Source organism: Blautia sp. BCRC 81119 (assembly GCF_003184505.1).
In the GTDB taxonomy this organism is placed as follows: Bacteria; Bacillota; Clostridia; order Lachnospirales; family Lachnospiraceae; genus Blautia_A; species Blautia_A fusiformis.
The window spans coordinates 15,848-38,297 of the sequence record NZ_QJHD01000024.1 but is presented as its reverse complement, the minus strand read 5'-3'; the positions used below and the strand labels follow the sequence as shown (position 1 = coordinate 38,297).

Sequence of the window (22,450 nt, the reverse complement as noted above, 5' to 3'; positions counted from 1 at the left end):
CGCAGATCACGGACAGATCCAGTTCATGAGCATGAGTCAAGGCGGAACAGTAATGTCTGCTTTACAGAAATAAAACAGAAAGACTGAGGAAATAAAAAGTGAATTCAGAAATCATAAAAAAGTTCTGCGATCTTCTTGGAGAAGAACGTGTTTTTACAGGCGAAGCAATGAGCCGTCATACAACTTTTAAGATCGGAGGTCCGGCGGATTATTTTCTGATGCCGGATAAAGACACAGATGTGGGGCGTATCGTAAAAATCTGTAAAGAAAGTGCGATCCCTTATTTTATCCTCGGAAATGGAAGTAATCTTCTAGTAGGAGACGGCGGTTACCGTGGTGCGGTTATCCAGATCTACAAAAATATGTCTGCCGTTACCGTAGAAGGAACAGAGATCACCGTACAGGCAGGTGCGCTGCTTTCATCGGTGGCAGCAGCAGCAAAAAATGCAGCTCTTACAGGCTTTGAGTTTGCAGGCGGGATCCCGGGAACTATGGGCGGTGCGGTTGTGATGAATGCAGGTGCCTATGGCGGCGAGATGAAGGATGTTCTCACAGAGGTAACTGTGATGGATGAGGAGGGAGAGATCGTTACCCTTCCGGCAGATAAACTGGAACTGGGATATCGTACCAGCATCATCAAAACCGCAGGTTATATCGTGCTGGAAGCAAAGCTGCAGCTGAAGGAGGGAAATCCGGAAGTGATCCGTGAGACCATGAAAGATCTGACGATCCGTCGTACCACCAAACAGCCGTTGGAGTATCCCAGTGCTGGAAGTACCTTTAAGAGACCGGAGGGATATTTTGCAGGTAAGCTGATCATGGACAGCGGTCTTGCTGGATATCAGGTAGGTGGTGCACAGGTTTCTGAGAAACACTGTGGCTTTGTGATCAATGCAGGCGGTGCAACTGCCAGGGATGTCCGCACGCTGATGGATAATGTCAGGGATATCGTTTATAAGAAATATGGAGTTACGCTGGAACCGGAGGTGAAGTTCCTGGGTGATTTTGAAGCCTGATGACCATTTCTGGTACATCGTTTTCAAAATAATTATACCACTTACTTGTCTGTGGATCCGATCGCACAGACCTAAAAGCCTCAGCGTAGCCCGGCTTTCAGATACCCAGGATATGAAACAGAGGGAACAGGAATGCGTATGTACGCTTTACAGATAACGGAAGAAGAAATGGAAAGGAAGAGAGACTATGCGTTTTGTGATCGTTACAGGTGTGTCAGGAGCAGGAAAAACAGCTGCACTTAAAATGTTGGAGGATATGGGATATTTCTGCGTGGATAATCTTCCAATCCAGCTTCTGGAAAAATTTGCTTCCCTTCTTCCTGAGATGCAGAGCGAAAATGTTAGAAATGTGGCTCTTGGGATCGATGCCAGAAGCGGAAGTGCCCTTGATGAACTGGAAGTAGTTCTGGACCGTATGAAGCAGACCGGGTATGATTACGAGATCCTGTTTATGGATGCAGAGGATTCGGTCCTTGTAAAACGCTATAAAGAATCCAGAAGAAGCCACCCGCTGGCAAGAGCAGGGAGAGTGGATGAGGGAATCCGCCTGGAACGTGAGAAAACAAAATTTCTCCGGAAACGTGCGGATTATATCATTGATACCAGCCATCTGCTTACCAGGGAGCTTCGCCAGGAAATCGAAAAGATCTTTGTGGATGACAGAGAGTTCAGCAATATCATGATCTCTGTGCTTTCCTTCGGCTTTAAGTATGGAATCCCGGCAGATGCAGATCTTGTGTTTGATGTGCGATTTCTTCCCAATCCCTATTATGTGGATGAACTGCGTCCTCTGACAGGCCTTGACGATGAAGTGTTCAATTATGTGATGGCCAGTGATACGGCGAAAGCCTTCGCGGACAAACTGGAGGATATGATCCGTTTTCTGATCCCTAACTACATTAAAGAAGGGAAAACAAGCCTTGTGATCGGTATCGGATGTACAGGGGGAAAACATCGTTCTGTTACTATTGCCAGAGAACTTTTTTCCAGGCTTTCCAAATCGGATGAATACGGCATCCGCCTGGAGCACAGGGATGCGGAGAAGGACAGACTTCTGAAAAAATAACTGCCGCGATGAAAAGGGTGGCAGGGAAACAGTAAAAGAGGGTTCGGGATGTCATTTTCAGGAAAAGTCAAAGAAGAACTTTCAGGACAGCTTAGTCTGGCCAGGCACTGTCAGGTGGCAGAACTGGCGGCACTGCTCTGCGGCTGCGGCCGTGTGGAAAAAATGTCGGATGGAAACAGAAAACTATGGATCCAGACAGAAAATGAAGCAGTTGCAAGAAAAAGCTTTACATTATTGCGAAAAACCTTTAATATAGAGACAGCGATTGTTATCCGGGAAGGGGCTCATCTCAAACGGGGTAAGGTATATCTTGTTGAGGTTACGGATCCTGCCAGAACAGAGGAAGTACTGCAGGGGACAAAGCTTTCTGTGGATAACGAAACCGGTTTACTTGAAATGGATAATTCGCTTGTGGTTCAGATGAACTGTTGCAAGCGGGCATTTATTCGCGGTACTTTTTTGTCGTCCGGTTCGATCAGTGATCCAGAGAAAGGGTATCATTTTGAGATCGTGTGTCCGGACAGCAGGAAAGCAGAACAATTACAGGGGATTATCCGCAGTTTTCACGTAGAAGCTAAAATTGTGGTGCGCAAGAAATCATATGTGGTCTATGTGAAGGAAGGCGCGCAGATCGTTGACATGCTGGCAGTCATGGAGGCGAACGTAGCCCTTATGGATCTGGAGAACATCCGGATACTTAAGGAAATGCGTAACACGGTAAACCGTAAGGTGAACTGTGAGGCTGCGAATATCAATAAAACGGTAAATGCGGCAGTGAGACAGGTGGAAGATATACAGCTGATCAGCAGAACTATCGGCTTTGAGAGCTTAAGTGATGGATTGGCACAGATAGCCAGGCTGAGACTGCAGTATCCGGATGCCACACTGAAAGAATTAGGTATGATGTTGAATCCGCAGGTGGGCAAATCAGGTGTGAATCACCGGCTTCGCAAGCTGAGTGAGATCGCAGATGAGCTGCGGGAGAACAAGGAGGAGCTATTATGATTAAAAAACCAATCACTATCAACTTATCCACTGGACTGGAGGCAAGACCTGTAGCACAGCTTGTTCAGGTGGCAAGCCAGTTTAACAGTGAAATTTATGTTGAGATTGGCAAAAAAAGAGTCAATGCAAAGAGCATTATGGGAATGATGACTCTGGGACTTGACGCTGGAGAAGAGATTACACTGTCTGCCAACGGTGATGATGAGAATGCAGCGATGGAGAGCATTGAACAGTATTTAAGCAACCAGTAATCAGTTGGAACAGAGCAGTCCGCGGAAAATGGTAGATTCCTGCGGATGTGGAATATAAAGGGATACAGACGGAAAGGAAGACCGATTCCCGCTGTATCCCTTTCCGCTTCAAAGTACCTACAAATATGAAAGAGGAAGATTACCTATGTCAAAAGTATTGAAATTTATCGTACATTTTGTTGTGATATGCACACTGATCTGTGTACTGGGACTTGTTCTTCCGCCGTTCTTCGGGGTGAGAACAGTGATCGTGGATAAATCCGATAAGGCAACGAACCTCCCAGTCGGATCTGTTACATATGCGATCCCGGAGAAGAGTTCTGCGATCAGCGCAGGTACTCCGATCCTTGTACAGAAAGATTCCGAGACATATAAATATACGATCACCAATCTCGATGCCTCCAAGGGAACCGGAACAGTAACAGATCAGTCCGTTTCCGGAGGAAAGACTTTTACCATTAAGGTTGGAGATTATGTTCCAAAAGTTGTAGTTACCATTGGCTATGTGGGATATCTTATGGTGGCTACAGAAAGTATTGAAGGCCTGATCATTCTTGGTCTGGTCGTATTGTTCCTGATCATCCTGTATGTGATCGCAGAACTCTGGAAGAAAGAGCCGGATGATATTGAGGAAGATGTGAACGATCCGGAACCGGGTTATGTGAAGTCCAGGAAAGAACTGAAGCAGGAAGAAAAAGCACGTGCCAGAAGAATGAAGGAAGAAGAAAAAGAGATCATTCAGGAAGAAAAGGCACGAAAACACAAAAATAAAAAAGCAGATAAGCGTAAGGTCCGTACGGGCGGTTTCGTAGATGAGATTGACGAAGAGGATGTTACAGGCTATTCGGAGAATAAAAAGAAGGCTGCCATACAGCAGACTGCACAGACTGCCGCAAGTGAAGCTCATGCGGAACTTAAGAAAGAGATTGCAGCAGCCACTTCAGAAGAAGCAGATATGCTTTCCAGACTGGAAATGGCAGAACGTACGGTTGAAGAAAACAGAAAGCCGCATCCGGCCGGAAAGGTCGAAGAGGTTCCGGAAGAGGAAGAGGAGCCGGTTACCATTGGAAGCCTTGCGATGCCGTCTTATTCCGCAGCGCAGCTTGCAAGCCGCGTAAAAAAGGCCGGTGATGCACCGGATATCGTTAAGGATGACATCACGAAGGTTACACTGTTTGATTACTCGGATATCATCAGTGGTGATGTGGACGATATGGAAGAATAAAATAAATACCTATTATATAAGAAGAAAATGGCTCAGAAATGAGCCATTTTCTTCTTTTTTAAAAAAAATCAAAAAAAATTAAAAAAAGGCTTGCATTCTGAAGAATCATCGTATATACTAATCCTTGCTGTGACATTGATAGCTATGAAGCGTGAGGTTGCTGCCACACTGGCAGGTTTTCCGTGGAGCGAATGTCAAGTTAGGAAACTGACGACAAGTCACTGTACAAAGTTCAATAACCATCTTGGGATGGGACGTGTGTGTAAATATACCATGACACACACGGAGATGTGTACAGTCGCCGCTTGTCGTACTGCTATATAAGTACGAATAGGAGGAGACTTTTTTTATGGCAAATCAGGTAATGAGAATCACATTAAAGGCATATGATCATCAGCTCGTTGATGCATCTGCAGCAAAAATCATCGAGACAGTAAAGAAGAACGGAGCAATGGTAAGTGGACCGGTTCCGCTTCCTACTAAGAAAGAGGTTGTTACAATCTTAAGAGCTGTTCATAAATACAAAGATTCCAGAGAGCAGTTTGAGCAGAGAACACATAAGAGACTTATCGATATCCTGACACCAACTCAGAAAACAGTAGATGCACTTTCCAGACTGGAAATGCCGGCTGGTGTTCACATCGATATCAAGATGAAAAACCGCTAATAATGTCATTTGACATTAACTATATGATTACCGAATGGTAATCCGCTATAAGGAGGAAGAAAGAAATGAAGAAAGCTATTTTAGCTACTAAAGTCGGAATGACTCAGATCTTCAATGAAGATGGAATGTTAATTCCGGTAACTGTTTTACAGGCAGGTCCTTGCGTTGTAACTCAGGTTAAAACTGAGGAGAACGATGGATACACATCAGTTCAGGTTGGCTTCGGCGAGATCAGAGAGAAACTGGTCAACAAACCGGAGAAAGGCCACTTTGACAAAGCTGGTGTAGCTGTAAAGAGATTTGTAAAAGAGTTCAGATTTGACAATGCCGGCGAGTATGAGGTTGGACAGGAGATCAAGGCTGATATCTTTGCAGCAGGAGATCATATCGATGCTACTGCAGTTTCCAAAGGTAAAGGCTTCCAGGGCGCCATCAAGAGACATGGCCAGTCCAGAGGACCTATGGCTCACGGTTCTAAATATCATCGTCATGCAGGTTCCAACGGCGCTTGCTCCGATCCGAGCAAGGTTTTCAAAGGAAAACATATGCCAGGTCACATGGGACATGTTCAGGTAACTGTTCAGAATCTTGAGATCGTACGTGTAGATACAGAAAATAACTTACTGTTAGTTAAGGGTGCTGTTCCAGGACCTAAGAAATCTTTGGTTACAATCAAAGAGACAGTAAAGTCCTTATAATAGGAAAGGAGGAGCATCAGAATGGCTAATGTAACTGTTTATAATATGGAAGGCAATGAAGTTGGCACAATGGAGCTGAATGACGCAGTATTCGGCGTTGAGATCAACGAGCATCTCGTTCATCTTGCAGTTGTTCGTCAGCTTGCAAATAACCGTCAGGGAACTCAGAAAGCGAAAACTCGTTCTGAGGTAAGAGGCGGCGGAAGAAAACCGTGGAGACAGAAAGGAACAGGTCATGCAAGACAGGGTTCCATCCGTGCACCACAGTGGACAGGCGGCGGTGTTGTATTCGCTCCGGTTCCGAGAGATTATGAAGTGAAAATGAACAAGAAGGAAAGAAGAGCAGCTCTTAAATCCGCTCTGACATCCAAGGTTCAGGATAATAAACTTGTTGTTGTTGACAGCCTTGCACTTGCTGAGGTTAAGACAAAAGAGATGCAGAAGGTTCTTACAAACCTGAAAGCAGAGAAAGCTCTTGTAATCACAGCTGACAACGATCAGAACGTAGTTCTTTCTGCAAGAAACATCGCTGACGTGGAAACTGCAACACCGGCTACAATCAACACATACGATGTTATGAAACACAACACCGTAGTTGTTACAAAGGATGCCGTTGCATCTATCGAGGAGGTATACGCATAATGGCAAGTATTCAGTACTATGACGTAATCATCCGTCCGGTTATCACAGAGAAATCCATGGCAGACATGGGTGAGAAGAAATATACATTCCTTGTACATCCGGAAGCTAACAAGACTCAGATCAAAGAGGCTGTTGAGAAGATGTTCGAGGGAACAAAAGTTAAGAGCGTAAACACCATCAACAGTGATGGAAAGAAAAAACGCCGTGGAATGGTAGTTGGAAAAACTGCTAAGACTAAAAAAGCTATCGTAGCTCTTACAGAAGAGAGCAAAGATATCGAGATTTTTGAGGGACTTTAATTAACAGATAAGTCCGAATATGTGCACGAAAGCACGAGAACAAATTCGAAAGGAGAAACATCATGGGAATCAAAAGCTATAACCCATATACACCGTCAAGAAGACATATGACTGGTTCCGACTTCTCTGAGATTACAGCTGCAAAACCAGAGAAATCCCTCGTTACTTCCCTTAAGAAGAACGCTGGACGTAACAATCAGGGTAAGATCACTGTAAGACATCAGGGTGGCGGAAGCAGAAGAAAATACAGAATCATCGACTTCAAGAGAAGAAAAGATGGAATCCCTGCAACAGTTAAAACAATCGAGTACGATCCGAACAGAACAGCTAACATCGCTCTGATCTGCTACGCAGATGGCGAGAAAGCTTACATCCTCGCTCCAGAGGGACTTAAAGTAGGCCAGAAGGTTTACAATGGTCCGGAAGCTGAGGTTCGTGTTGGAAACTGCCTCCCACTGGAGCTTATCCCGGTTGGTACTATGGTTCACAACATTGAGCTTCATCCTGGAAAAGGCGGACAGATGGTTCGTTCTGCAGGAAACGGCGCACAGCTCATGGCTAAAGAAGGAAAGTACGCAACACTTCGTCTTCCTTCCGGTGAGATGAGAATGGTTCCGATCGTATGCCGCGCAACTGTTGGTGTAATCGGAAACGGAGATCACAACCTTATTAACATCGGTAAAGCCGGACGTAAACGTAACATGGGTATCAGACCTACAGTTCGTGGTTCCGTAATGAACCCGAATGACCATCCACATGGTGGTGGTGAAGGTAAGACCGGTATCGGACGCCCAGGTCCTTGCACACCGTGGGGCAAACCTGCTCTCGGCCTGAAGACCAGAAAGAAAAACAAACAGTCCAACAAGTACATCGTAAGAAGACGCGATGGAAAAGCATTATCGAAATAATAAGGAGGAGAAAGCATGTCTCGTTCACTGAAAAAAGGACCTTTTGCAGACCAGAGCTTACTTAAAAAAGTAGACGCTCTTAACGCTGCAAATGATAAATCCGTAATCAAAACTTGGTCTCGCCGTTCCACAATCTTCCCGTCTTTCGTAGGACACACAATCGCTGTTCATGACGGAAGAAAACATGTGCCGGTATATATCACAGAGGATATGGTAGGACACAAACTTGGTGAGTTCGTTGCAACAAGAACTTACAGAGGACACGGAAAAGACGAGAAGAAGTCCGGAGTACGCTAGTCATCAGATTTATAACTGCCCGCTGTCAATTTAAGACAGCTGGCAGATAACTTAGATATCGAATTTAAGAAAGGAGGCACTTTAAGATGGCAAAAGGACATAGAAGCCAGATAAAGAGAGCCAGAAATGAGAATAATAGAGAGACAAGGCCGTCTGCAAAGTTATCTTATGCAAGAATTTCTGTTCAGAAAGCCTGCTACGTATTAGATGCGATCCGTGGCAAAGATGTACAGACAGCACTTGGTATCCTGACATACAATCCGAGATACGCTTCCAGCGTGATCAAAAAACTGCTTGAGTCAGCAGTAGCAAACGCTGAGAACAACAACGGAATGAACGCAGACAACCTTTATGTTGCAGCATGCTATGCAGATAAGGGACCTACAATGAAGAGAATTCAGCCGAGAGCACAGGGTAGAGCTTACAGAATCGAGAAGAGAACTAGCCATATCACAGTTGTGCTTGATGAAAGGTAAGGAGGAAAAGCATGGGACAGAAAGTTAATCCGCATGGCCTTAGAGTCGGAGTTATCAAGGATTGGGATTCCAGATGGTATGCAGAAGACAAGTTTGCTGACTACCTGGTAGAAGACTACAACATCAGAACATTCCTTAAAAAGAAATTATACAGCGCAGGTGTTTCCAAAATCGAGATCGAGAGAGCATCTGACAGAGTTAAGATCATCATCTACACAGCAAAACCTGGTATCGTAATCGGTAAGGGCGGCGCAGAGATCGAGAAAGTTAAAGCTGAGCTTCAGAAATACACAGACAAGAAGCTTATCGTTGACATCAAAGAAGTTAAGAGACCGGACAAAGATGCACAGCTGGTTGCTGAGAACATTGCTCTTCAGCTTGAGAATCGTATTTCCTTCAGACGTGCTATGAAGTCCACAATGCAGAGAACAATGAAGGCTGGCGCTAAGGGAATCAAGACTTCCGTATCCGGACGTCTCGGCGGAGCTGATATGGCTCGTACAGAGTTCTACAGCGAGGGAACAATCCCGCTTCAGACACTTCGTGCAGATATCGACTATGGCTTTGCGGAAGCAGACACCACATACGGTAAAGTTGGTGTTAAGGCATGGATCTACAATGGTGAGATTCTTCCGACAAAAGGAACTAAGGAAGGGAGCGATAAATAATGTTAATGCCAAAAAGAGTAAAACGTCGTAAACAATTCCGTGGCTCCATGAGAGGAAAAGCCCTTAGAGGCAATGTTATCAACTATGGTGATTTCGGTCTTGTTGCTACTGAGCCATGTTGGATCAGATCTAATCAGATCGAGGCAGCCCGTGTTGCTATGACCCGTTACATCAAACGTGGCGGTAAAGTTTGGATTAAGATTTTCCCGGATAAACCGGTAACAGCTAAACCAGCTGAGACTCGAATGGGTTCCGGAAAAGGCGCTCTGGAGTACTGGGTAGCAGTAGTAAAACCAGGTCGTGTTATGTTTGAGATTGCAGGCGTGTCCGAAGAGGTTGCCCGTGAAGCATTACGTCTTGCAATGCACAAGTTACCATGTAAATGTAAAATCGTTTCTCGTGCAGACTTAGAAGGCGGTGATAACAGTGAAAATTAATAAGTTCGTGGAAGATTTAAAAGCAAAGTCAGTTGCAGAACTGAATGAAGAATTAGTAGCTGCTAAAAAAGAGCTTTTCAATCTGAGATTTCAGAATGCAACAAACCAGTTAGACAATACAGGACGAATCAAAGAGGTTCGTAAAAATATTGCCAGAATCCAGACAGTAATCACTGAGCAGGCAAACGCTTCCAAATAGGACAGGAGGACATAATCGTGGAAAGAAATCTGAGAAAAACCCGCGTGGGTAAGGTTATCAGCGACAAAATGGATAAGACCATCGTAGTTGCAATTGAAGACCATGTAAAACATCCTCTTTACAAAAAAATCGTGAAGAGAACATATAAATTAAAAGCTCATGACGAGAACAATGAGTGCAACATCGGAGATACCGTTAAGGTAATGGAGACCAGACCGCTGTCCAAGGACAAGAGATGGAGACTGGTTGAGATCGTAGAGAAAGCTAAATAAGGAGGAAACCAGTATGATTCAGCAGGAAACTAGACTGAAAGTTGCCGACAACACTGGTGCAAAAGAAATCCTTTGTATTCGTGTTATGGGCGGCTCTACAAGAAGATATGCAAACATCGGTGACACAATCGTTGCTACGGTTAAAGATGCAACACCAGGCGGCGTTGTTAAAAAAGGTGACGTTGTTAAAGCTGTAGTTGTTAGAACTAAAAAAGGCGCTCGTCGTAAAGACGGATCTTACATCCGTTTCGATGAAAATGCTGCCGTAATTATCAAGGATGACTTAACTCCGAGAGGAACACGTATCTTTGGACCAGTTGCCAGAGAGCTTCGTGAGAAGAAATTCATGAAGATCGTTTCCTTAGCTCCGGAAGTATTATAGGAGGGTGCCGAATGTCAGCTATGAAAATTAAAAAAGGTGATACTGTAAAGGTAATCGCTGGAAAAGATAAAGGTAAGGACGGAAAGGTCCTTGCAGTTAACGTAAAAGACAACACAGTAGTTGTTGAGAACGTAAACATGGTTACAAAGCACGCTAAACCGTCCGCAGCTAATCAGAACGGTGGAATCGTGACAAAAGAAGCTCCGCTTCATATCTCCAACGTAATGCTCGTTGTAGACGGAAAAGCTACAAGAGTTGGATTCAAGATGGATGGAGACAAAAAAGTTCGTGTTGCCAAAGCAACAGGAAAGACAATCGATTAATTAAGAGAGGAGGCATATAAAGGTGAGTAGATTAAAAGATCTTTACAAGAACGAGATCATGGATGCCATGACCAAGAAATTCGGATACAAAAACGTAATGGAAGTGCCAAAACTCGAGAAAATCGTTGTTAACATGGGTGTTGGCGAGGCAAAAGAGAACGCTAAACTTCTTGACGCTGCAATCGCAGATATGGAACTTGTTACAGGACAGAAAGCAATCGCTACAAAAGCTAAAAAATCTGTCGCTAACTTCAAAATCAGAGAGGGTATGCCGATCGGATGTAAAGTTACTCTGAGAGGCGAGAAGATGTATGAGTTCGCTGATCGTCTTATCAACCTTGCTCTTCCACGTGTACGTGACTTCCGTGGTGTTAACCCGAACGCATTCGACGGCAGAGGAAACTATGCTCTTGGTATCAAAGAGCAGCTGATCTTCCCAGAGGTTGAGTACGATAAGGTTGATAAAGTAAGAGGAATGGACGTTATCTTCGTTACAACTGCTAAAACAGATGAAGAGGCACGCGAATTACTGACATTATTCAACATGCCATTTGCTAAATAGGAGGAAAAGATTCATGGCTAAGACAGCAATGAAAATTAAACAGCAGCGTAAAGCTAAATTCTCCACAAGAGAGTATACTCGCTGCAGAATCTGTGGCCGTCCACATGCATACCTGAGAAAATACGGAATTTGCAGAATCTGCTTCCGTGAGCTGGCATACAAAGGTCAGATCCCGGGTGTTAAGAAAGCTTCCTGGTAGGTCGAGGCGAAAGCAACTTTTTAATCATTTAAATAATATTCACACGACATGTAAAGTCTGAAGAAAGAGGAGGAAACTTACATGACAATGAGCGATCCGATCGCAGATATGCTTACAAGAATCCGTAACGCAAATACTGCAAAACATGACACTGTAGACGTACCGGCATCCAAGATGAAAATTGCTATCGCAAACATCCTTGTAGATGAGGGATACATCGCAAAATATGATCTGGTTGAGGATGGAGTTGTTAAAACTCTTCACATCACACTGAAATATGGTGAGGACAAAAACCAGAAGATCATCACAGGACTTAAGAGAATCTCCAAACCAGGTCTTCGTGTATACGCAGGCAAGGATGAGCTTCCGAAGGTTCTTGGTGGACTTGGTATCGCAATCCTTTCCACAAACAAAGGCGTTATCACTGACAAAGAGGCTCGTAAGCTTCAGGTTGGTGGCGAGGTACTTGCATTCGTTTGGTAGGCCAAAGCCGCTTAACGAAGCAGTCATATAGCTTTTAAACTGAAAACAGAGAGGGCATGGGCCCTCTCCGACAATCTAAGTAAGGAGGACAAATTTATGTCACGAATCGGAAGACTTCCGGTTGCAATTCCAGCTGGCGTTGAGGTTACAGTCGCAGATGGAAACGTTGTAACAGTAAAAGGACCTAAGGGAACACTTGAGAGAGCACTCCCGACAGAGTTAGAGATCAAAGTTGAAGACGGTCATGTAGTTGTAACAAGACCGAACGACTTAAAGAGAATCAAAGCCCTTCACGGCTTAACAAGAAGCCTTATCCACAACATGGTTGTTGGTGTAAGCGAAGGATACAAAAAAGAGCTTGAGGTTAACGGTGTTGGTTACAGAGCTGCTAAGCAGGGCAAGAAACTTGTACTTAACCTCGGATATTCTCACCCGGTAGAGATGGAAGATCCAGAAGGTCTTGAGTCCACAGTTGATGGAAACAAGATCATCGTATCTGGTATCAGCAAAGAAAAAGTTGGCCAGTACGCAGCTGAGATCAGAGACAAGAGAAGACCTGAGCCATACAAGGGCAAGGGAATCAAGTACGTTGACGAAGTTATCAGACGTAAAGTCGGTAAGACCGGTAAGAAATAATTAAGGAGAGTGAGAATATGATTAACAAAGCATCCAGAAGCGAAATTCGCGAAAAGAAGCATAGAAGATTACGTCATCATTTAAACGGAACTGCAACTACTCCTCGTCTGGCAGTATTTCGTTCCAACAAGCACATCTATGCACAGATTATTGATGACACAGTTGGTAAAACTTTAGTATCCGCTTCTACTCTCCAGAAGGACGTAAAAGCAGAGCTTGAGAACACTGATGATGTACAGGCTGCAGCAAAAGTTGGAACAGTGATCGGTAAAAAAGCTGTTGAGGCTGGTATCGAGAGCGTTGTTTTCGACAGAGGTGGATATATCTACCACGGAAAAGTTAAAGCACTGGCAGATGCAGCAAGAGAAGCTGGACTGAAATTCTAAGAGGAGGAAAAGAACACATGAAACGTAATCTTATTGATGCTAGTCAGTTAGAGTTAGAAGATAAAGTAGTATCAATCAAGCGTGTTACCAAGGTTGTTAAAGGTGGTCGTAACTTCCGTTTCACAGCTTTAGTTGTTGTAGGTGACGGCAATGGACACGTTGGTGCAGGTTTAGGAAAAGCAGCAGAAATTCCGGAGGCGATCCGCAAAGGTAAAGAGGACGCTATGAAGAAGCTTGTTACTGTTGCAAGAGACGAGAACAATTCCATTACACATGACTTCATCGGAAAATTCGGAAGCGCTGAGATGCTTCTGAAGAGAGCTCCGGAAGGTACTGGAGTTATCGCCGGTGGCCCGGCACGTGCCGTAATCGAGCTTGCAGGTATCAAAAACATCCGTACAAAATGTATGGGTTCCAGAAATAAACAGAACGTAGTTCTGGCAACAATCGCAGGCCTGAGCCAGTTAAAGACTCCGGAAGAGGTTGCAAAGCTCCGCGGAAAATCTGTAGATGAGATTCTGGGTTAAGGAGGATATGGAAATGGCAGATACAATCAAGGTTACACTGGTAAAATCTCCAATCGGTGCAGTACCGAAACACAAAAAAACTGTAAAAGCTATGGGTCTTACAAAGATGCATAAAACAGTTGAGATGCCAGACAACGCTGCAACCAGAGGAATGATTCAGCAGGTGCAGCACCTGGTAAAAGTAGAAGATTAAGGAGGTGCCAGAATGGAATTATCAAACTTAAGACCCGCAGAGGGTTCCAAGCATAGCGATAACTTCAGAAGAGGCCGTGGACATGGTTCAGGAAACGGCAAAACTGCTGGTAAAGGACATAAAGGACAGCTTGCTCGTTCCGGACATAAGAAACCGGGATTCGAGGGAGGTCAGATGCCTTTATACAGACGTCTTCCTAAGAGAGGTTTCACTAACAGAAACTCTAAAGAAATTATCGCAATCAATGTAGACGTTCTCAATCGTTTTGAGGATGGCGCAGAGGTTACAGTTGACAGCTTACTTGCAAGCGGTGCAATCTCCAAGATCGGTGATGGTGTTAAGATCCTTGGAAACGGCGAGCTTACAAAAAAACTTAATGTTAAAGTAAACGCTGTCAGCGAGACTGCAAAAACAAAAATTGAAGCTGCTGGTGGTACAGTAGAGGTGATCTAATGTTTGAGACTCTTAAGAGTGTTTTCAAAGTAAAGGAAATGAGAAGAAAGCTTCTCTATCTGATCTGGATGATATTCGTGATCAGAATCGGATCCCAGCTTCCTGTACCGGGAGTCGACAGTGACTTCTTTAAGCAGTGGTTTGAATCTAATACCGGTGACGCATTCAATTTCTTTGATGCGTTCACCGGCGGTTCCTTTACTCAGATGTCAATTTTCGCATTGAACATCACACCTTACATTACTTCTTCCATTATCATTCAGCTTCTTACCATTGCCATTCCGGCACTGGAAGAGATGCAGCGTGACGGAGAAGAAGGAAGAAAAAAGCTTACAGCAATCACACGTTATGTAACGGTTGGTCTTGCTCTGTTTGAGTCTGTTGCCATGGCAATCGGATTTGGACGTCAGGGTATGATCCCGAACATGAGCTTCCTTAAAGGAATCGTAGTTGTTGCAAGTTTAACAGCGGGTTCCGCAATGCTTATGTGGCTGGGCGAGCGTATTACAGAGAAGGGCATTGGAAATGGTATTTCCATCGTCCTGACTATCAATATCGTGTCCAGGATCCCGAGTGATATGTCCCTTCTTTATGAGAACTTCGTCAAGGGCAAAACAATTGCAAAAGGAATGCTTGCAGCCTGCATCATTGCTGTGATTATTCTGTTTGTTGTAGTGCTCGTACTTATCCTCAACGGAGCAGAGAGAAGAATTCCGGTTCAGTATTCCAGAAAGATGGTTGGACGTAAAATGATGGGCGGTCAGTCCACAAACATCCCGCTCAAGGTAAATACTGCCGGCGTTATCCCGGTTATTTTTGCTTCCTCTATCATGTCTTTCCCGTCGATCATTGCTCAGTTCGCTGGCAAAGGAAACGGAACGGGCATCGGAAGTGAGATCTTAAGAGGACTTTCCTCCAATAACTGGTGTAATCCAAGTCAGATCCAGTACAGCTGGGGTCTGATCGTGTATGTGGTACTTTGCGTATTCTTCGCATACTTCTATACATCAATTACCTTTAATCCGTTGGAAGTAGCCGATAATATCAAAAAGCAGGGCGGTTTTATCCCAGGCATCCGTCCGGGAAAACCGACTTCAGATTATTTGACTAAAATCCTGAATTATATTATATTTATAGGTGCAGTAGGTCTTGTTATCGTGGCCGTTATACCGTTCTTCTTCAACGGTGTGTTCGGTGCGGATGTTTCCTTCGGCGGTACATCTATCATCATCATCGTAGGTGTTATCCTGGAGACCGTTAAGCAGGTGGAATCTCAGCTGCTTGTACGTAATTACAAAGGCTTCCTGAACTAATTGAAAATGAAGGTTGCGGTGCGAAAGTGTCGCAGCCTTGATTTGTAAACAGGACTGTCTGAAAATCAGGCAGAAAACAGGAAAATGGAGGGTATGCTATGAGAATTATTATGTTGGGTGCACCGGGGGCAGGTAAAGGTACTCAGGCTAAGAAAATTGCGGCGAAATATGGGATTCCGCACATCTCCACAGGAGATATTTTCCGTGCTAACATCAAAAACGGTACCGAGCTTGGAAACAAAGCAAAAACTTACATGGATCAGGGACTTCTTGTTCCGGATGAACTGACCTGCGACCTTGTTGTTGACAGAATCCAGCAGGATGACGCAAGGGAAGGGTATGTTCTGGATGGTTTCCCGAGAACAATTCCGCAGGCAGAATGTCTGACAGAGGCTCTGAACAAACTTGGAAGCAAAATTGACTATGCGATCGATGTGGATGTGCCGGATGATAACATCGTGAAACGTATGGGCGGACGCCGTGCATGTGTGAAATGCGGTGCAACTTATCACGTTGTATTTGCAGCACCGAAGACAGAGGGGGTCTGCGATACCTGTGGTGACAAGCTTGTACTCCGTGATGATGACAAGCCGGAAACAGTTCAGAAGCGTCTGAATGTTTATCATGAGCAGACACAGCCATTGATTGACTATTACACCACACAGGGTGTTTTGAAGACGGTAGACGGAACCAGGGATCTGAATGAGGTATTCCAGGAGATCGTTGACATCTTAGGAGAATAAGAATGTCCGTAACAATTAAGACACAGCATGAAATCGAACTTATGAGAGAAGCAGGCCATCTTCTTGAGAAGGTGCATGACGGTTTGATCCCTTACATCAAACCGGGTGTCAGCACCAAAGAGATTGATAAGATCGGAGAAGAAATGATCCGGTCTATGGGCTGTATTCCGAACTTTCTGAACTACGGAGGTTTTCCGGCTTCTTTCTGCATCAGCCTGAATGATGAGGTTGTGCATGGAATTCCATCCGAGGAGAAGATCATCCAGGACGGGGATCTGGTTAAGATCGACGCCGGCCTGATTTATAAGGGCTACCATTCTGACGCAGCACGTACCTATGCGGTAGGTGAAGTATCCAAAGAAGCACAGCAGCTCATTAAGGTTACAAGAGAGTGCTTTTTTGAAGGACTGAAAATGGCAAAAGCCGGAAATCATTTAAATGATATTTCCAAAGCCATCGGAGCCCACGCAGCGAAATACCGTTATGGTATTGTACGTGACCTTGTAGGACATGGAATCGGAACTCATCTTCATGAGGATCCGCAGATTCCAAACTTCCCGCAGAAGCGCAGGGGCATCAAGCTCCTTCCGGGAATGACCCTGGCCGTCGAGCCCATGATCAACCTTGGTCGTGCGGACGTGGCATGGCTGGACGATGAGTGGACAGTGGTAACCATGGATGGTTCACTTTCCGCCCATTATGAAAACACGATCCTCATCACCGATGGGGAACCAGAGATTCTGACGCTTACGAATCTGTAAGCAGCAATTGTTGTCATGACATAGGAGGTAAAAAATGTCAAAAGCAGATGTGATCGAAGTAGAAGGCACTGTTCTGGAGAAACTGCCTAATGCGATGTTTAAAGTGGAACTGGAAAACAAACATGTGGTACTTGCACATATCAGTGGCAAGCTCCGTATGAATTTTATCCGTATTCTCCCGGGAGATAAAGTAACGATCGAACTTTCTCCGTATGATCTTTCCAAAGGAAGAATCATCTGGAGAGATAAATAAGAAATATTGTAAAAGATGACCTGGTGGCGTTAAGCTGCCGGGTCTTTTTTTGCCTTTTCTGCAGAAAAAGAATCTGAAGTGGAATTTATCACTCACATTTTTTTACGTTTCTCAGGCAGCGATACAATTGCTTCCTGGTCTGATTACGAAGTGGAGAAACCGGATACACTCTAAGAATGTAGAATAATTGGAAATCAGTGTAAAACTTAAACTTGTTGACAAACTGTGAAGTGAGTGTATTCAGGATATGCAGCAAATCGAAAATCCTGGCTTTACGAATATTATAAGATAAAACATAAAAATCCCTCGGAAATGATTAAAAAATCATTTTTCGGGGGATTTGTTTATGCAGATAATTTTTTATTTTACTTATGTTATCACCTTATCATCCGATCCCGCCCAGCACAACACCAAGGATCAGCACCAGAAAGCACACCGGAATATAAAGATATTTACACACCGGGTAAAAATATTTCGTGAATGGTTTCTCGCGGCCTTTGTTGACCTGGCTTTCCACATAGCTCCGGCCGAAGATCCAGAAGAACATGATCCCTGCAAATCCTGCGCCGAGAGGACAGATATAGATGGAAAGCACATCCATCCAGTCAGAAACAATGCCCTGGATCAGCAGAGAAGCTACAACGCCGATCACTGAGATCACCATGCAGGAAGGAATCCGGCCAAGACCTGTTTTTTCCTGAACTGTGGCAATAGGAGCTTCATAAAGGTTCATAAGCGAGGTCATGCCTGCAAGGAACACAGCTACGAAAAAGATGATGGCAATGATCCGTCCGCCAGGCATGGTTTTGATCAGGTGCGGCAGGTAGATGAACAGAAGTCCGGGACCGCCCTGGTCAAGCTTGGCACCTGTGGTAGCCATGGCCGGAATGATAACAAGTGCTGCCAGCATAGCAGCCAGAGTATCAAAAAGTGCTACCCTTGCAGCAGATGCAGGGATATCTTCGCTGTCCGGAAGATAAGATCCGTAGATCAGTGTACCGTTGCCTGCAACAGACAGGGAGAAAAATGCCTGTCCAAGTGCGAAGATCCAGGTGGAAGGCTTTGCCAGAACTTCCGGCTCCACGCGGAAGATATAGCGGTATCCGGCAGCAGCTCCCGGCTGAAAGGCAACATAGATGCCAAGGATCACAAACAGTATAAAGAAGATAGGCATCATCACTTTATTGGCCTTTTCGATGCCGCTTCCAACGCCGTACATCAGGATAAACATGCAGATCACAAGAGCAGCCAGCTGCCAGAGATTATTTCCCCAGGCAGAGGCCATGCCTCCGAATTTGGCGCCAAAGGACTCAATATCTGCCGGTGCCAGGGTGGAGCCTGTAAAGGCTCCGAGCATATATCGGAAGATCCATCCCATAACAACGGTATAACCGATAGCCATGGCCAGTGCACCGATCACCGGTATCCAGCCTAGTGTTTCACCCAGCCTTCGTCTGCATTTGGTTTCACAGGCCATGCCGAAGGCGTCAATGGGCCCGGAACGTGTCCCGCGGCCAAAGCTCATCTCACCGATCACCCCGGTAAAGCCGATCAGTGCCACAAAAATAAAATACGGGATCAGGAACGATCCCCCGCCATACAGGGAAACTCTGGTGGGAAACATCCAGATATTTCCCATTCCAACCGCAGACCCGATGCAGGCCAGAATGAACCCCCAGCGGCTGTTAAAAGATTCTCGTTTTTTCATAAAAATAAAATTTCCTCTCTCCGTTGATCGTTTCAGTATAACATAATTTTGGAAAATAGGAAACTGCAGCATCTATACAGATCTAGGCGGATATTTGTGAGCCACATTTGTCACCTGCTCATAACCGTATAGCTGCGAAGCAGTTATGAGCCGGGCTCATCGGCGCAGGGCATTATCATAAAATCGAAAATGATCCGGTCTGTGCCGTGACTGGGTATACTCAAACATCACACCGTCACTGTTATAAGTCTGGCTGGACACCACAGCCACGCAGTTATAATCCTTTACATTCAGATGAAGATATTTTTCATCAATTTCTGTAACCTTTTCCACAGTCATGATACGTTTGCTGTTGACAATGGTCATATGAAGCACCTGTTCCAGATATTCATAGATAGAATGACTGGCAATCTCGGCAGTAAGGCCGGGAACGGATTCCTTCAGAAAATAATTATGGTTGATGATCAGCGGGATATCTTCAAGATAATGGATACGCTGAATATAATATACTTCTGCACCAGCGGGAAATCCTGTGTAAGCTGACTGATTTTTGCTGATACAAAGCTCTGTAAAAAGAGCCACCTCCGTATGGGCATTCTGACCGTTCCTTGCAGCAGATTCCTTGAAGGTTTCGATCTCTCCGATGGTGAAAGCAGTCTTCTCGTTTGGACGGTAGATATTGCGGACACCTTTTCCCTGCATGGTCTGTACATAGCCGTCACTGACAAGAAGACTGACCGCACGTCGCAGGGTATTGCGGGAGCAGCCGTAAGTCTGGATCAGAGTGTTTTCGGAAGGCAGAAGCTCCTGATAGGCAAAGGTGTTGTCCTCTATTTTCATTTTCAGATCTTTATAGATATCTTCGTAAATACTTTTGGGCATTTCAATTCTCCATTCATGTTCGGTCAAAAATATATAGCAGGATTTATGATTTCTGGAATAATTATAAAAGATTTTCCCGGTAAGCGCAATGTAAATACCGTGGAATGTTTAAACAAGTTACAGAGCATATTGATATGTTATGAGGATAGTATGAGAAATATAGATGAAATCAATTTGTGGCCATTCAAAATCATGATACTGGATTTCAAACGCATATAAGCTGTAAGCGTCAGAGGGGCTTACGCGTAAACAAAAAAGGAAATGTGACAGTGTAAAAACAGATCACATTTCCTCTTATTTTATCAAAGCTAAAATAAAGTCAGGCCTCTTTTTTCTTATAGGAAAGATTCCTGAAGCTGCTGCCGTCAGAAGCTGTGCTTCGGGTAACTGCCGGTGTATCGGCTGCGGTATTCCGGTCTGCACTGATCAGCCATACAGCATAGAAGGCAGGAACCAGACAGAGCCATACGCCTGAGAGACCGCAGGTCATATACAGGATCAAAGACAAAGCTGCACCTGTATGAAAAGAAAGCAGCGTCATTCCGTAGAATTTTGCTTTATCGCACTGTGCGCTGTCCTTTTTCATAAGGAACTGAGTGACAGCTGTGGTGAACTGGCGAAGGTTGTTGGTGGAAAAGATCGTGGAGCTGTTATATCCGCCGGGAGCCTTGAAGGTACACCACTGGAAAGGCATTGCAAAGAACACGGGGTAAAGAGCCACAACCGGAGACATTCCGGAAGGAAAGAATCCCAGGAGCAGGATCGCAAAGATATCGATCCCGATACTGATAAAACGAAGATCTGCGGAAAAATGCTCTGGGATCCAGACCGTAAGGATAACAGCAGCCATATATATGAGAAGCGCACCCACACGCAGAAGCATATCCGAAAAATTCCTGCCTATGAGATCCCGCACAACACCAATAAGATTGGCTGTCTGGGCATTGCCGAAAAGATCTGCTCTTGACACAATGGCATAAAGCCCCAGGTATCCACCGATAAAAGATAAGGTGTAATGTATCAGAAAACGATATTTCATTTCCGTATGCATATGTAAAGATTCCTTTCATTAAAAAATAGGCAGATTCCATATGTCTGCCGGACTTTGCCACCCATTATAATACAGCCTGTAAAAAAAATCAAAAATTTTTTAAATTTTTTCTTGCATTTCAGGAAAACAGGTGTTAGTATATATTTCAAGCGCGCAAATACTGTGTATGAGTGCGCCTGTGAAACTGCAGATATGAGACTAATTTACGGAAGGAGGATTTCCAGTGAAAGTAAGATCATCTGTAAAGCCGATCTGCGAGAAGTGCAAGGTCATTAAGAGAAAGGGATCCATCAGAATCATCTGTGAGAACCCGAAGCACAAACAGCGTCAGGGTTGATTTCCATATCGGGACTTCTTTGGAATGTTTGTGAAACGTGCGGCTGCAGTATGAAACACCCGGCAGGGTTGTTCTACTGAACAGATAATAAGCATGTATTGCCTAATACCGAGAGGCAACAGCGGTTAAGATCCGCAATTTCGGAAAGGCTGTGATTCGCCAATTACAGCTGGGTGTTTTACCGAGGCACCCCAATTAGGAAACTAGAAAAGAAAGAGGCAGGTCGATATGTCCCATTTCACCTTGCGAGAGCAAGTGACATACGATATGCGGAACTTTCAGAAACAGAAAATGGAGGAAACAGTACATGGCTCGTATAGCTGGTGTAGACTTACCAAGAGAGAAACGTATTGAAATCGGTCTTACCTACATTTATGGAATTGGTAGACCAAGCGCAGACAAAATTCTTGCTAAAGCAGAGGTTAATCCTGACACACGTGTCAGAGATCTGACTGATGACGAGGTTAAGAGACTGAGTGCTGTTATTGATGAGACAATGACAGTAGAAGGTGATCTGAGAAGGGAAATCGCCCTTAACATCAAGAGACTGCAGGAGATTGGATGCTACAGAGGTATCCGTCATCGTAAAGGACTCCCGGTTCGTGGTCAGAAGACTAAGACAAATGCGAGAACTCGCAAGGGACCGAAGAGAACTGTTGCAAACAAGAAGAAATAATTTATAGATATAACTAATTAATTTCAATAAAAGGAAAGTGTAGGTTAGTTTTAAAATGGCAAAAGTTACAAAGAAAACGACAAAACGTCGTGTCAAGAAAAACGTTGAACACGGACAGGCACACATTCAGTCTTCCTTCAACAATACAATCGTCACACTGACAGATAACGAAGGAAACGCTCTTTCATGGGCAAGTGCCGGTGGTCTTGGATTTAAAGGTTCAAGGAAATCTACCCCTTATGCAGCACAGATGGCAGCAGAGACTGCAACAAAGGCTGCTTTAATTCATGGATTAAAAACAGTAGACGTTATGGTAAAAGGCCCGGGCTCAGGCCGTGAAGCTGCAATCCGTGCGCTTCAGGCATGCGGACTTGAAGTAACCAGCATTCGTGACGTAACTCCGGTTCCTCACAACGGATGCCGTCCACCAAAACGCAGAAGAGTCTAATTAGGAGG

Annotated in this window: 36 protein-coding genes; 33 read left to right on the top strand and 3 right to left on the bottom strand. The window is 44.6% G+C overall.

The features are described from left to right. Positions 1-98: 98 nt before the first annotated feature. The 30 genes from murB (at position 99) to infA (ending at position 17,340) form a co-directional block, all read left to right on the top strand. A complete protein-coding gene (gene murB, locus DMI82_RS14175) occupies positions 99-1,016 on the top strand; it encodes a UDP-N-acetylmuramate dehydrogenase (RefSeq protein ID WP_021650759.1) in 918 nt (305 codons plus the stop codon). Between the two features lie 187 nt (positions 1,017-1,203). Continuing rightward, on the top strand, positions 1,204-2,082 hold the full coding sequence (rapZ, locus tag DMI82_RS14170; protein WP_015526911.1) for an RNase adapter RapZ: 879 nt from the start codon (positions 1,204-1,206) through the stop codon (positions 2,080-2,082). A gap of 48 nt (positions 2,083-2,130) precedes the next feature. After that, positions 2,131-3,087: a DNA-binding protein WhiA gene (gene whiA, locus DMI82_RS14165; RefSeq protein ID WP_110103642.1), complete on the top strand. Its 957-nt coding sequence runs from the start codon at positions 2,131-2,133 to the stop codon at positions 3,085-3,087. Next, positions 3,084-3,338 carry an HPr family phosphocarrier protein gene (locus DMI82_RS14160; protein ID WP_015526913.1) on the top strand — a complete coding sequence of 85 codons (255 nt, stop codon included), beginning with the start codon at positions 3,084-3,086 and terminating at the stop codon, positions 3,336-3,338. The genes whiA and DMI82_RS14160 overlap by 4 nt, the downstream gene beginning before the upstream one ends. Positions 3,339-3,483: 145 nt before the next feature. Then, a complete protein-coding gene (locus tag DMI82_RS14155; RefSeq protein WP_022427085.1) occupies positions 3,484-4,563 on the top strand; it encodes a hypothetical protein in 1,080 nt (359 codons plus the stop codon). Positions 4,564-4,912: 349 nt separating this feature from the next. After that, on the top strand, positions 4,913-5,230 hold the full coding sequence (gene rpsJ / locus DMI82_RS14150) for a 30S ribosomal protein S10 (protein WP_015526916.1): 318 nt from the start codon (positions 4,913-4,915) through the stop codon (positions 5,228-5,230). A 65-nt stretch (positions 5,231-5,295) separates the two neighbouring features. Then, positions 5,296-5,928, top strand: coding sequence for a 50S ribosomal protein L3 (rplC, locus tag DMI82_RS14145; RefSeq protein ID WP_015526917.1), 633 nt, complete (start codon positions 5,296-5,298; stop codon positions 5,926-5,928). A 21-nt stretch (positions 5,929-5,949) separates the two neighbouring features. Then, complete coding sequence (rplD, locus tag DMI82_RS14140; RefSeq protein WP_015526918.1) at positions 5,950-6,570, top strand: 50S ribosomal protein L4; 621 nt, start codon at positions 5,950-5,952, stop codon at positions 6,568-6,570. Next, positions 6,570-6,869 carry a 50S ribosomal protein L23 gene (gene rplW, locus DMI82_RS14135; RefSeq protein WP_015526919.1) on the top strand — a complete coding sequence of 100 codons (300 nt, stop codon included), beginning with the start codon at positions 6,570-6,572 and terminating at the stop codon, positions 6,867-6,869. The genes rplD and rplW overlap by 1 nt, the downstream gene beginning before the upstream one ends. A 62-nt stretch (positions 6,870-6,931) precedes the next feature. Continuing rightward, a complete protein-coding gene (rplB, locus tag DMI82_RS14130) occupies positions 6,932-7,777 on the top strand; it encodes a 50S ribosomal protein L2 (protein WP_015526920.1) in 846 nt (281 codons plus the stop codon). Positions 7,778-7,792: 15 nt separating this feature from the next. Continuing rightward, entirely contained in the window at positions 7,793-8,074 is a 282-nt protein-coding gene (rpsS, locus tag DMI82_RS14125; protein ID WP_015526921.1) for a 30S ribosomal protein S19, read from the top strand. An 86-nt stretch (positions 8,075-8,160) separates the two neighbouring features. Beyond that, positions 8,161-8,550, top strand: coding sequence for a 50S ribosomal protein L22 (rplV, locus tag DMI82_RS14120; RefSeq protein ID WP_015526922.1), 390 nt, complete (start codon positions 8,161-8,163; stop codon positions 8,548-8,550). Positions 8,551-8,561: 11 nt separating this feature from the next. Next, positions 8,562-9,218, top strand: coding sequence for a 30S ribosomal protein S3 (gene rpsC, locus DMI82_RS14115; protein WP_015526923.1), 657 nt, complete (start codon positions 8,562-8,564; stop codon positions 9,216-9,218). After that, positions 9,218-9,655 carry a 50S ribosomal protein L16 gene (rplP, locus tag DMI82_RS14110; RefSeq protein WP_015526924.1) on the top strand — a complete coding sequence of 146 codons (438 nt, stop codon included), beginning with the start codon at positions 9,218-9,220 and terminating at the stop codon, positions 9,653-9,655. The genes rpsC and rplP overlap by 1 nt, the downstream gene beginning before the upstream one ends. Further along, a complete protein-coding gene (gene rpmC, locus DMI82_RS14105; RefSeq protein ID WP_021650762.1) occupies positions 9,645-9,854 on the top strand; it encodes a 50S ribosomal protein L29 in 210 nt (69 codons plus the stop codon). Before rplP ends, rpmC begins: the two co-directional genes overlap by 11 nt. A 17-nt stretch (positions 9,855-9,871) precedes the next feature. Further along, positions 9,872-10,126: a 30S ribosomal protein S17 gene (rpsQ, locus tag DMI82_RS14100; RefSeq protein WP_021650763.1), complete on the top strand. Its 255-nt coding sequence runs from the start codon at positions 9,872-9,874 to the stop codon at positions 10,124-10,126. A gap of 13 nt (positions 10,127-10,139) precedes the next feature. Further along, on the top strand, positions 10,140-10,508 hold the full coding sequence (rplN, locus tag DMI82_RS14095; protein WP_019162495.1) for a 50S ribosomal protein L14: 369 nt from the start codon (positions 10,140-10,142) through the stop codon (positions 10,506-10,508). Positions 10,509-10,519: 11 nt separating this feature from the next. Next, entirely contained in the window at positions 10,520-10,831 is a 312-nt protein-coding gene (gene rplX / locus DMI82_RS14090; RefSeq protein WP_021650764.1) for a 50S ribosomal protein L24, read from the top strand. A 22-nt stretch (positions 10,832-10,853) separates the two neighbouring features. Next, positions 10,854-11,393 carry a 50S ribosomal protein L5 gene (rplE, locus tag DMI82_RS14085; protein WP_021650765.1) on the top strand — a complete coding sequence of 180 codons (540 nt, stop codon included), beginning with the start codon at positions 10,854-10,856 and terminating at the stop codon, positions 11,391-11,393. A gap of 13 nt (positions 11,394-11,406) precedes the next feature. Further along, the gene (locus DMI82_RS14080) at positions 11,407-11,592 is read left to right on the top strand and encodes a type Z 30S ribosomal protein S14 (protein WP_015526927.1); all 186 of its coding nucleotides are present in this window, start codon (positions 11,407-11,409) and stop codon (positions 11,590-11,592) included. Between the two features lie 81 nt (positions 11,593-11,673). Further along, positions 11,674-12,075 (top strand): 30S ribosomal protein S8, encoded by a 402-nt coding sequence (gene rpsH / locus DMI82_RS14075; RefSeq protein WP_015526928.1) that lies wholly within the window; start codon positions 11,674-11,676, stop codon positions 12,073-12,075. A gap of 96 nt (positions 12,076-12,171) precedes the next feature. Further along, on the top strand, positions 12,172-12,711 hold the full coding sequence (rplF, locus tag DMI82_RS14070; protein WP_015526929.1) for a 50S ribosomal protein L6: 540 nt from the start codon (positions 12,172-12,174) through the stop codon (positions 12,709-12,711). A gap of 17 nt (positions 12,712-12,728) precedes the next feature. After that, positions 12,729-13,097: a 50S ribosomal protein L18 gene (rplR, locus tag DMI82_RS14065; RefSeq protein WP_015526930.1), complete on the top strand. Its 369-nt coding sequence runs from the start codon at positions 12,729-12,731 to the stop codon at positions 13,095-13,097. Between the two features lie 17 nt (positions 13,098-13,114). Next, positions 13,115-13,624 carry a 30S ribosomal protein S5 gene (gene rpsE / locus DMI82_RS14060; RefSeq protein ID WP_015526931.1) on the top strand — a complete coding sequence of 170 codons (510 nt, stop codon included), beginning with the start codon at positions 13,115-13,117 and terminating at the stop codon, positions 13,622-13,624. Positions 13,625-13,637: 13 nt separating this feature from the next. Continuing rightward, entirely contained in the window at positions 13,638-13,817 is a 180-nt protein-coding gene (rpmD, locus tag DMI82_RS14055) for a 50S ribosomal protein L30 (RefSeq protein ID WP_015526932.1), read from the top strand. 12 nt (positions 13,818-13,829) lie between these two features. Next, on the top strand, positions 13,830-14,270 hold the full coding sequence (gene rplO / locus DMI82_RS14050; RefSeq protein ID WP_015526933.1) for a 50S ribosomal protein L15: 441 nt from the start codon (positions 13,830-13,832) through the stop codon (positions 14,268-14,270). Next, entirely contained in the window at positions 14,270-15,583 is a 1,314-nt protein-coding gene (gene secY / locus DMI82_RS14045) for a preprotein translocase subunit SecY (protein ID WP_015526934.1), read from the top strand. Before rplO ends, secY begins: the two co-directional genes overlap by 1 nt. A gap of 98 nt (positions 15,584-15,681) precedes the next feature. After that, on the top strand, positions 15,682-16,326 hold the full coding sequence (locus DMI82_RS14040; RefSeq protein WP_015526935.1) for an adenylate kinase: 645 nt from the start codon (positions 15,682-15,684) through the stop codon (positions 16,324-16,326). A 2-nt stretch (positions 16,327-16,328) separates the two neighbouring features. Beyond that, the gene (map, locus tag DMI82_RS14035; protein ID WP_015526936.1) at positions 16,329-17,087 is read left to right on the top strand and encodes a type I methionyl aminopeptidase; all 759 of its coding nucleotides are present in this window, start codon (positions 16,329-16,331) and stop codon (positions 17,085-17,087) included. Between the two features lie 34 nt (positions 17,088-17,121). Next, complete coding sequence (gene infA, locus DMI82_RS14030) at positions 17,122-17,340, top strand: translation initiation factor IF-1 (protein ID WP_005428560.1); 219 nt, start codon at positions 17,122-17,124, stop codon at positions 17,338-17,340. Positions 17,341-17,725: 385 nt separating this feature from the next. Here the strand turns inward: infA and DMI82_RS14025 are convergent, their stop codons facing one another. The 3 genes from DMI82_RS14025 to DMI82_RS14015 all read right to left on the bottom strand — a co-directional run bounded on the left by DMI82_RS14025 (position 17,726) and on the right by DMI82_RS14015 (position 20,981). Continuing rightward, positions 17,726-19,048, bottom strand: coding sequence for a sodium-dependent transporter (locus DMI82_RS14025; protein WP_110103641.1), 1,323 nt, complete (start codon positions 19,046-19,048; stop codon positions 17,726-17,728). Positions 19,049-19,204: 156 nt separating this feature from the next. Continuing rightward, positions 19,205-19,930, bottom strand: coding sequence for a UTRA domain-containing protein (locus DMI82_RS14020; protein WP_059085343.1), 726 nt, complete (start codon positions 19,928-19,930; stop codon positions 19,205-19,207). Between the two features lie 319 nt (positions 19,931-20,249). Next, on the bottom strand, positions 20,250-20,981 hold the full coding sequence (locus DMI82_RS14015; protein WP_110103640.1) for a YoaK family protein: 732 nt from the start codon (positions 20,979-20,981) through the stop codon (positions 20,250-20,252). 223 nt (positions 20,982-21,204) lie between these two features. On the opposite strand from DMI82_RS14015, the gene rpmJ reads away from it, so the two are divergent. The 3 genes from rpmJ to rpsK all read left to right on the top strand — a co-directional run bounded on the left by rpmJ (position 21,205) and on the right by rpsK (position 22,442). Continuing rightward, positions 21,205-21,318: a 50S ribosomal protein L36 gene (gene rpmJ, locus DMI82_RS14010; RefSeq protein WP_003022746.1), complete on the top strand. Its 114-nt coding sequence runs from the start codon at positions 21,205-21,207 to the stop codon at positions 21,316-21,318. Between the two features lie 307 nt (positions 21,319-21,625). Beyond that, on the top strand, positions 21,626-21,994 hold the full coding sequence (gene rpsM / locus DMI82_RS14005) for a 30S ribosomal protein S13 (RefSeq protein ID WP_008707282.1): 369 nt from the start codon (positions 21,626-21,628) through the stop codon (positions 21,992-21,994). A gap of 55 nt (positions 21,995-22,049) precedes the next feature. After that, the gene (gene rpsK, locus DMI82_RS14000) at positions 22,050-22,442 is read left to right on the top strand and encodes a 30S ribosomal protein S11 (RefSeq protein WP_015526942.1); all 393 of its coding nucleotides are present in this window, start codon (positions 22,050-22,052) and stop codon (positions 22,440-22,442) included. The last annotated feature ends 8 nt before the right edge of the window (positions 22,443-22,450 follow it).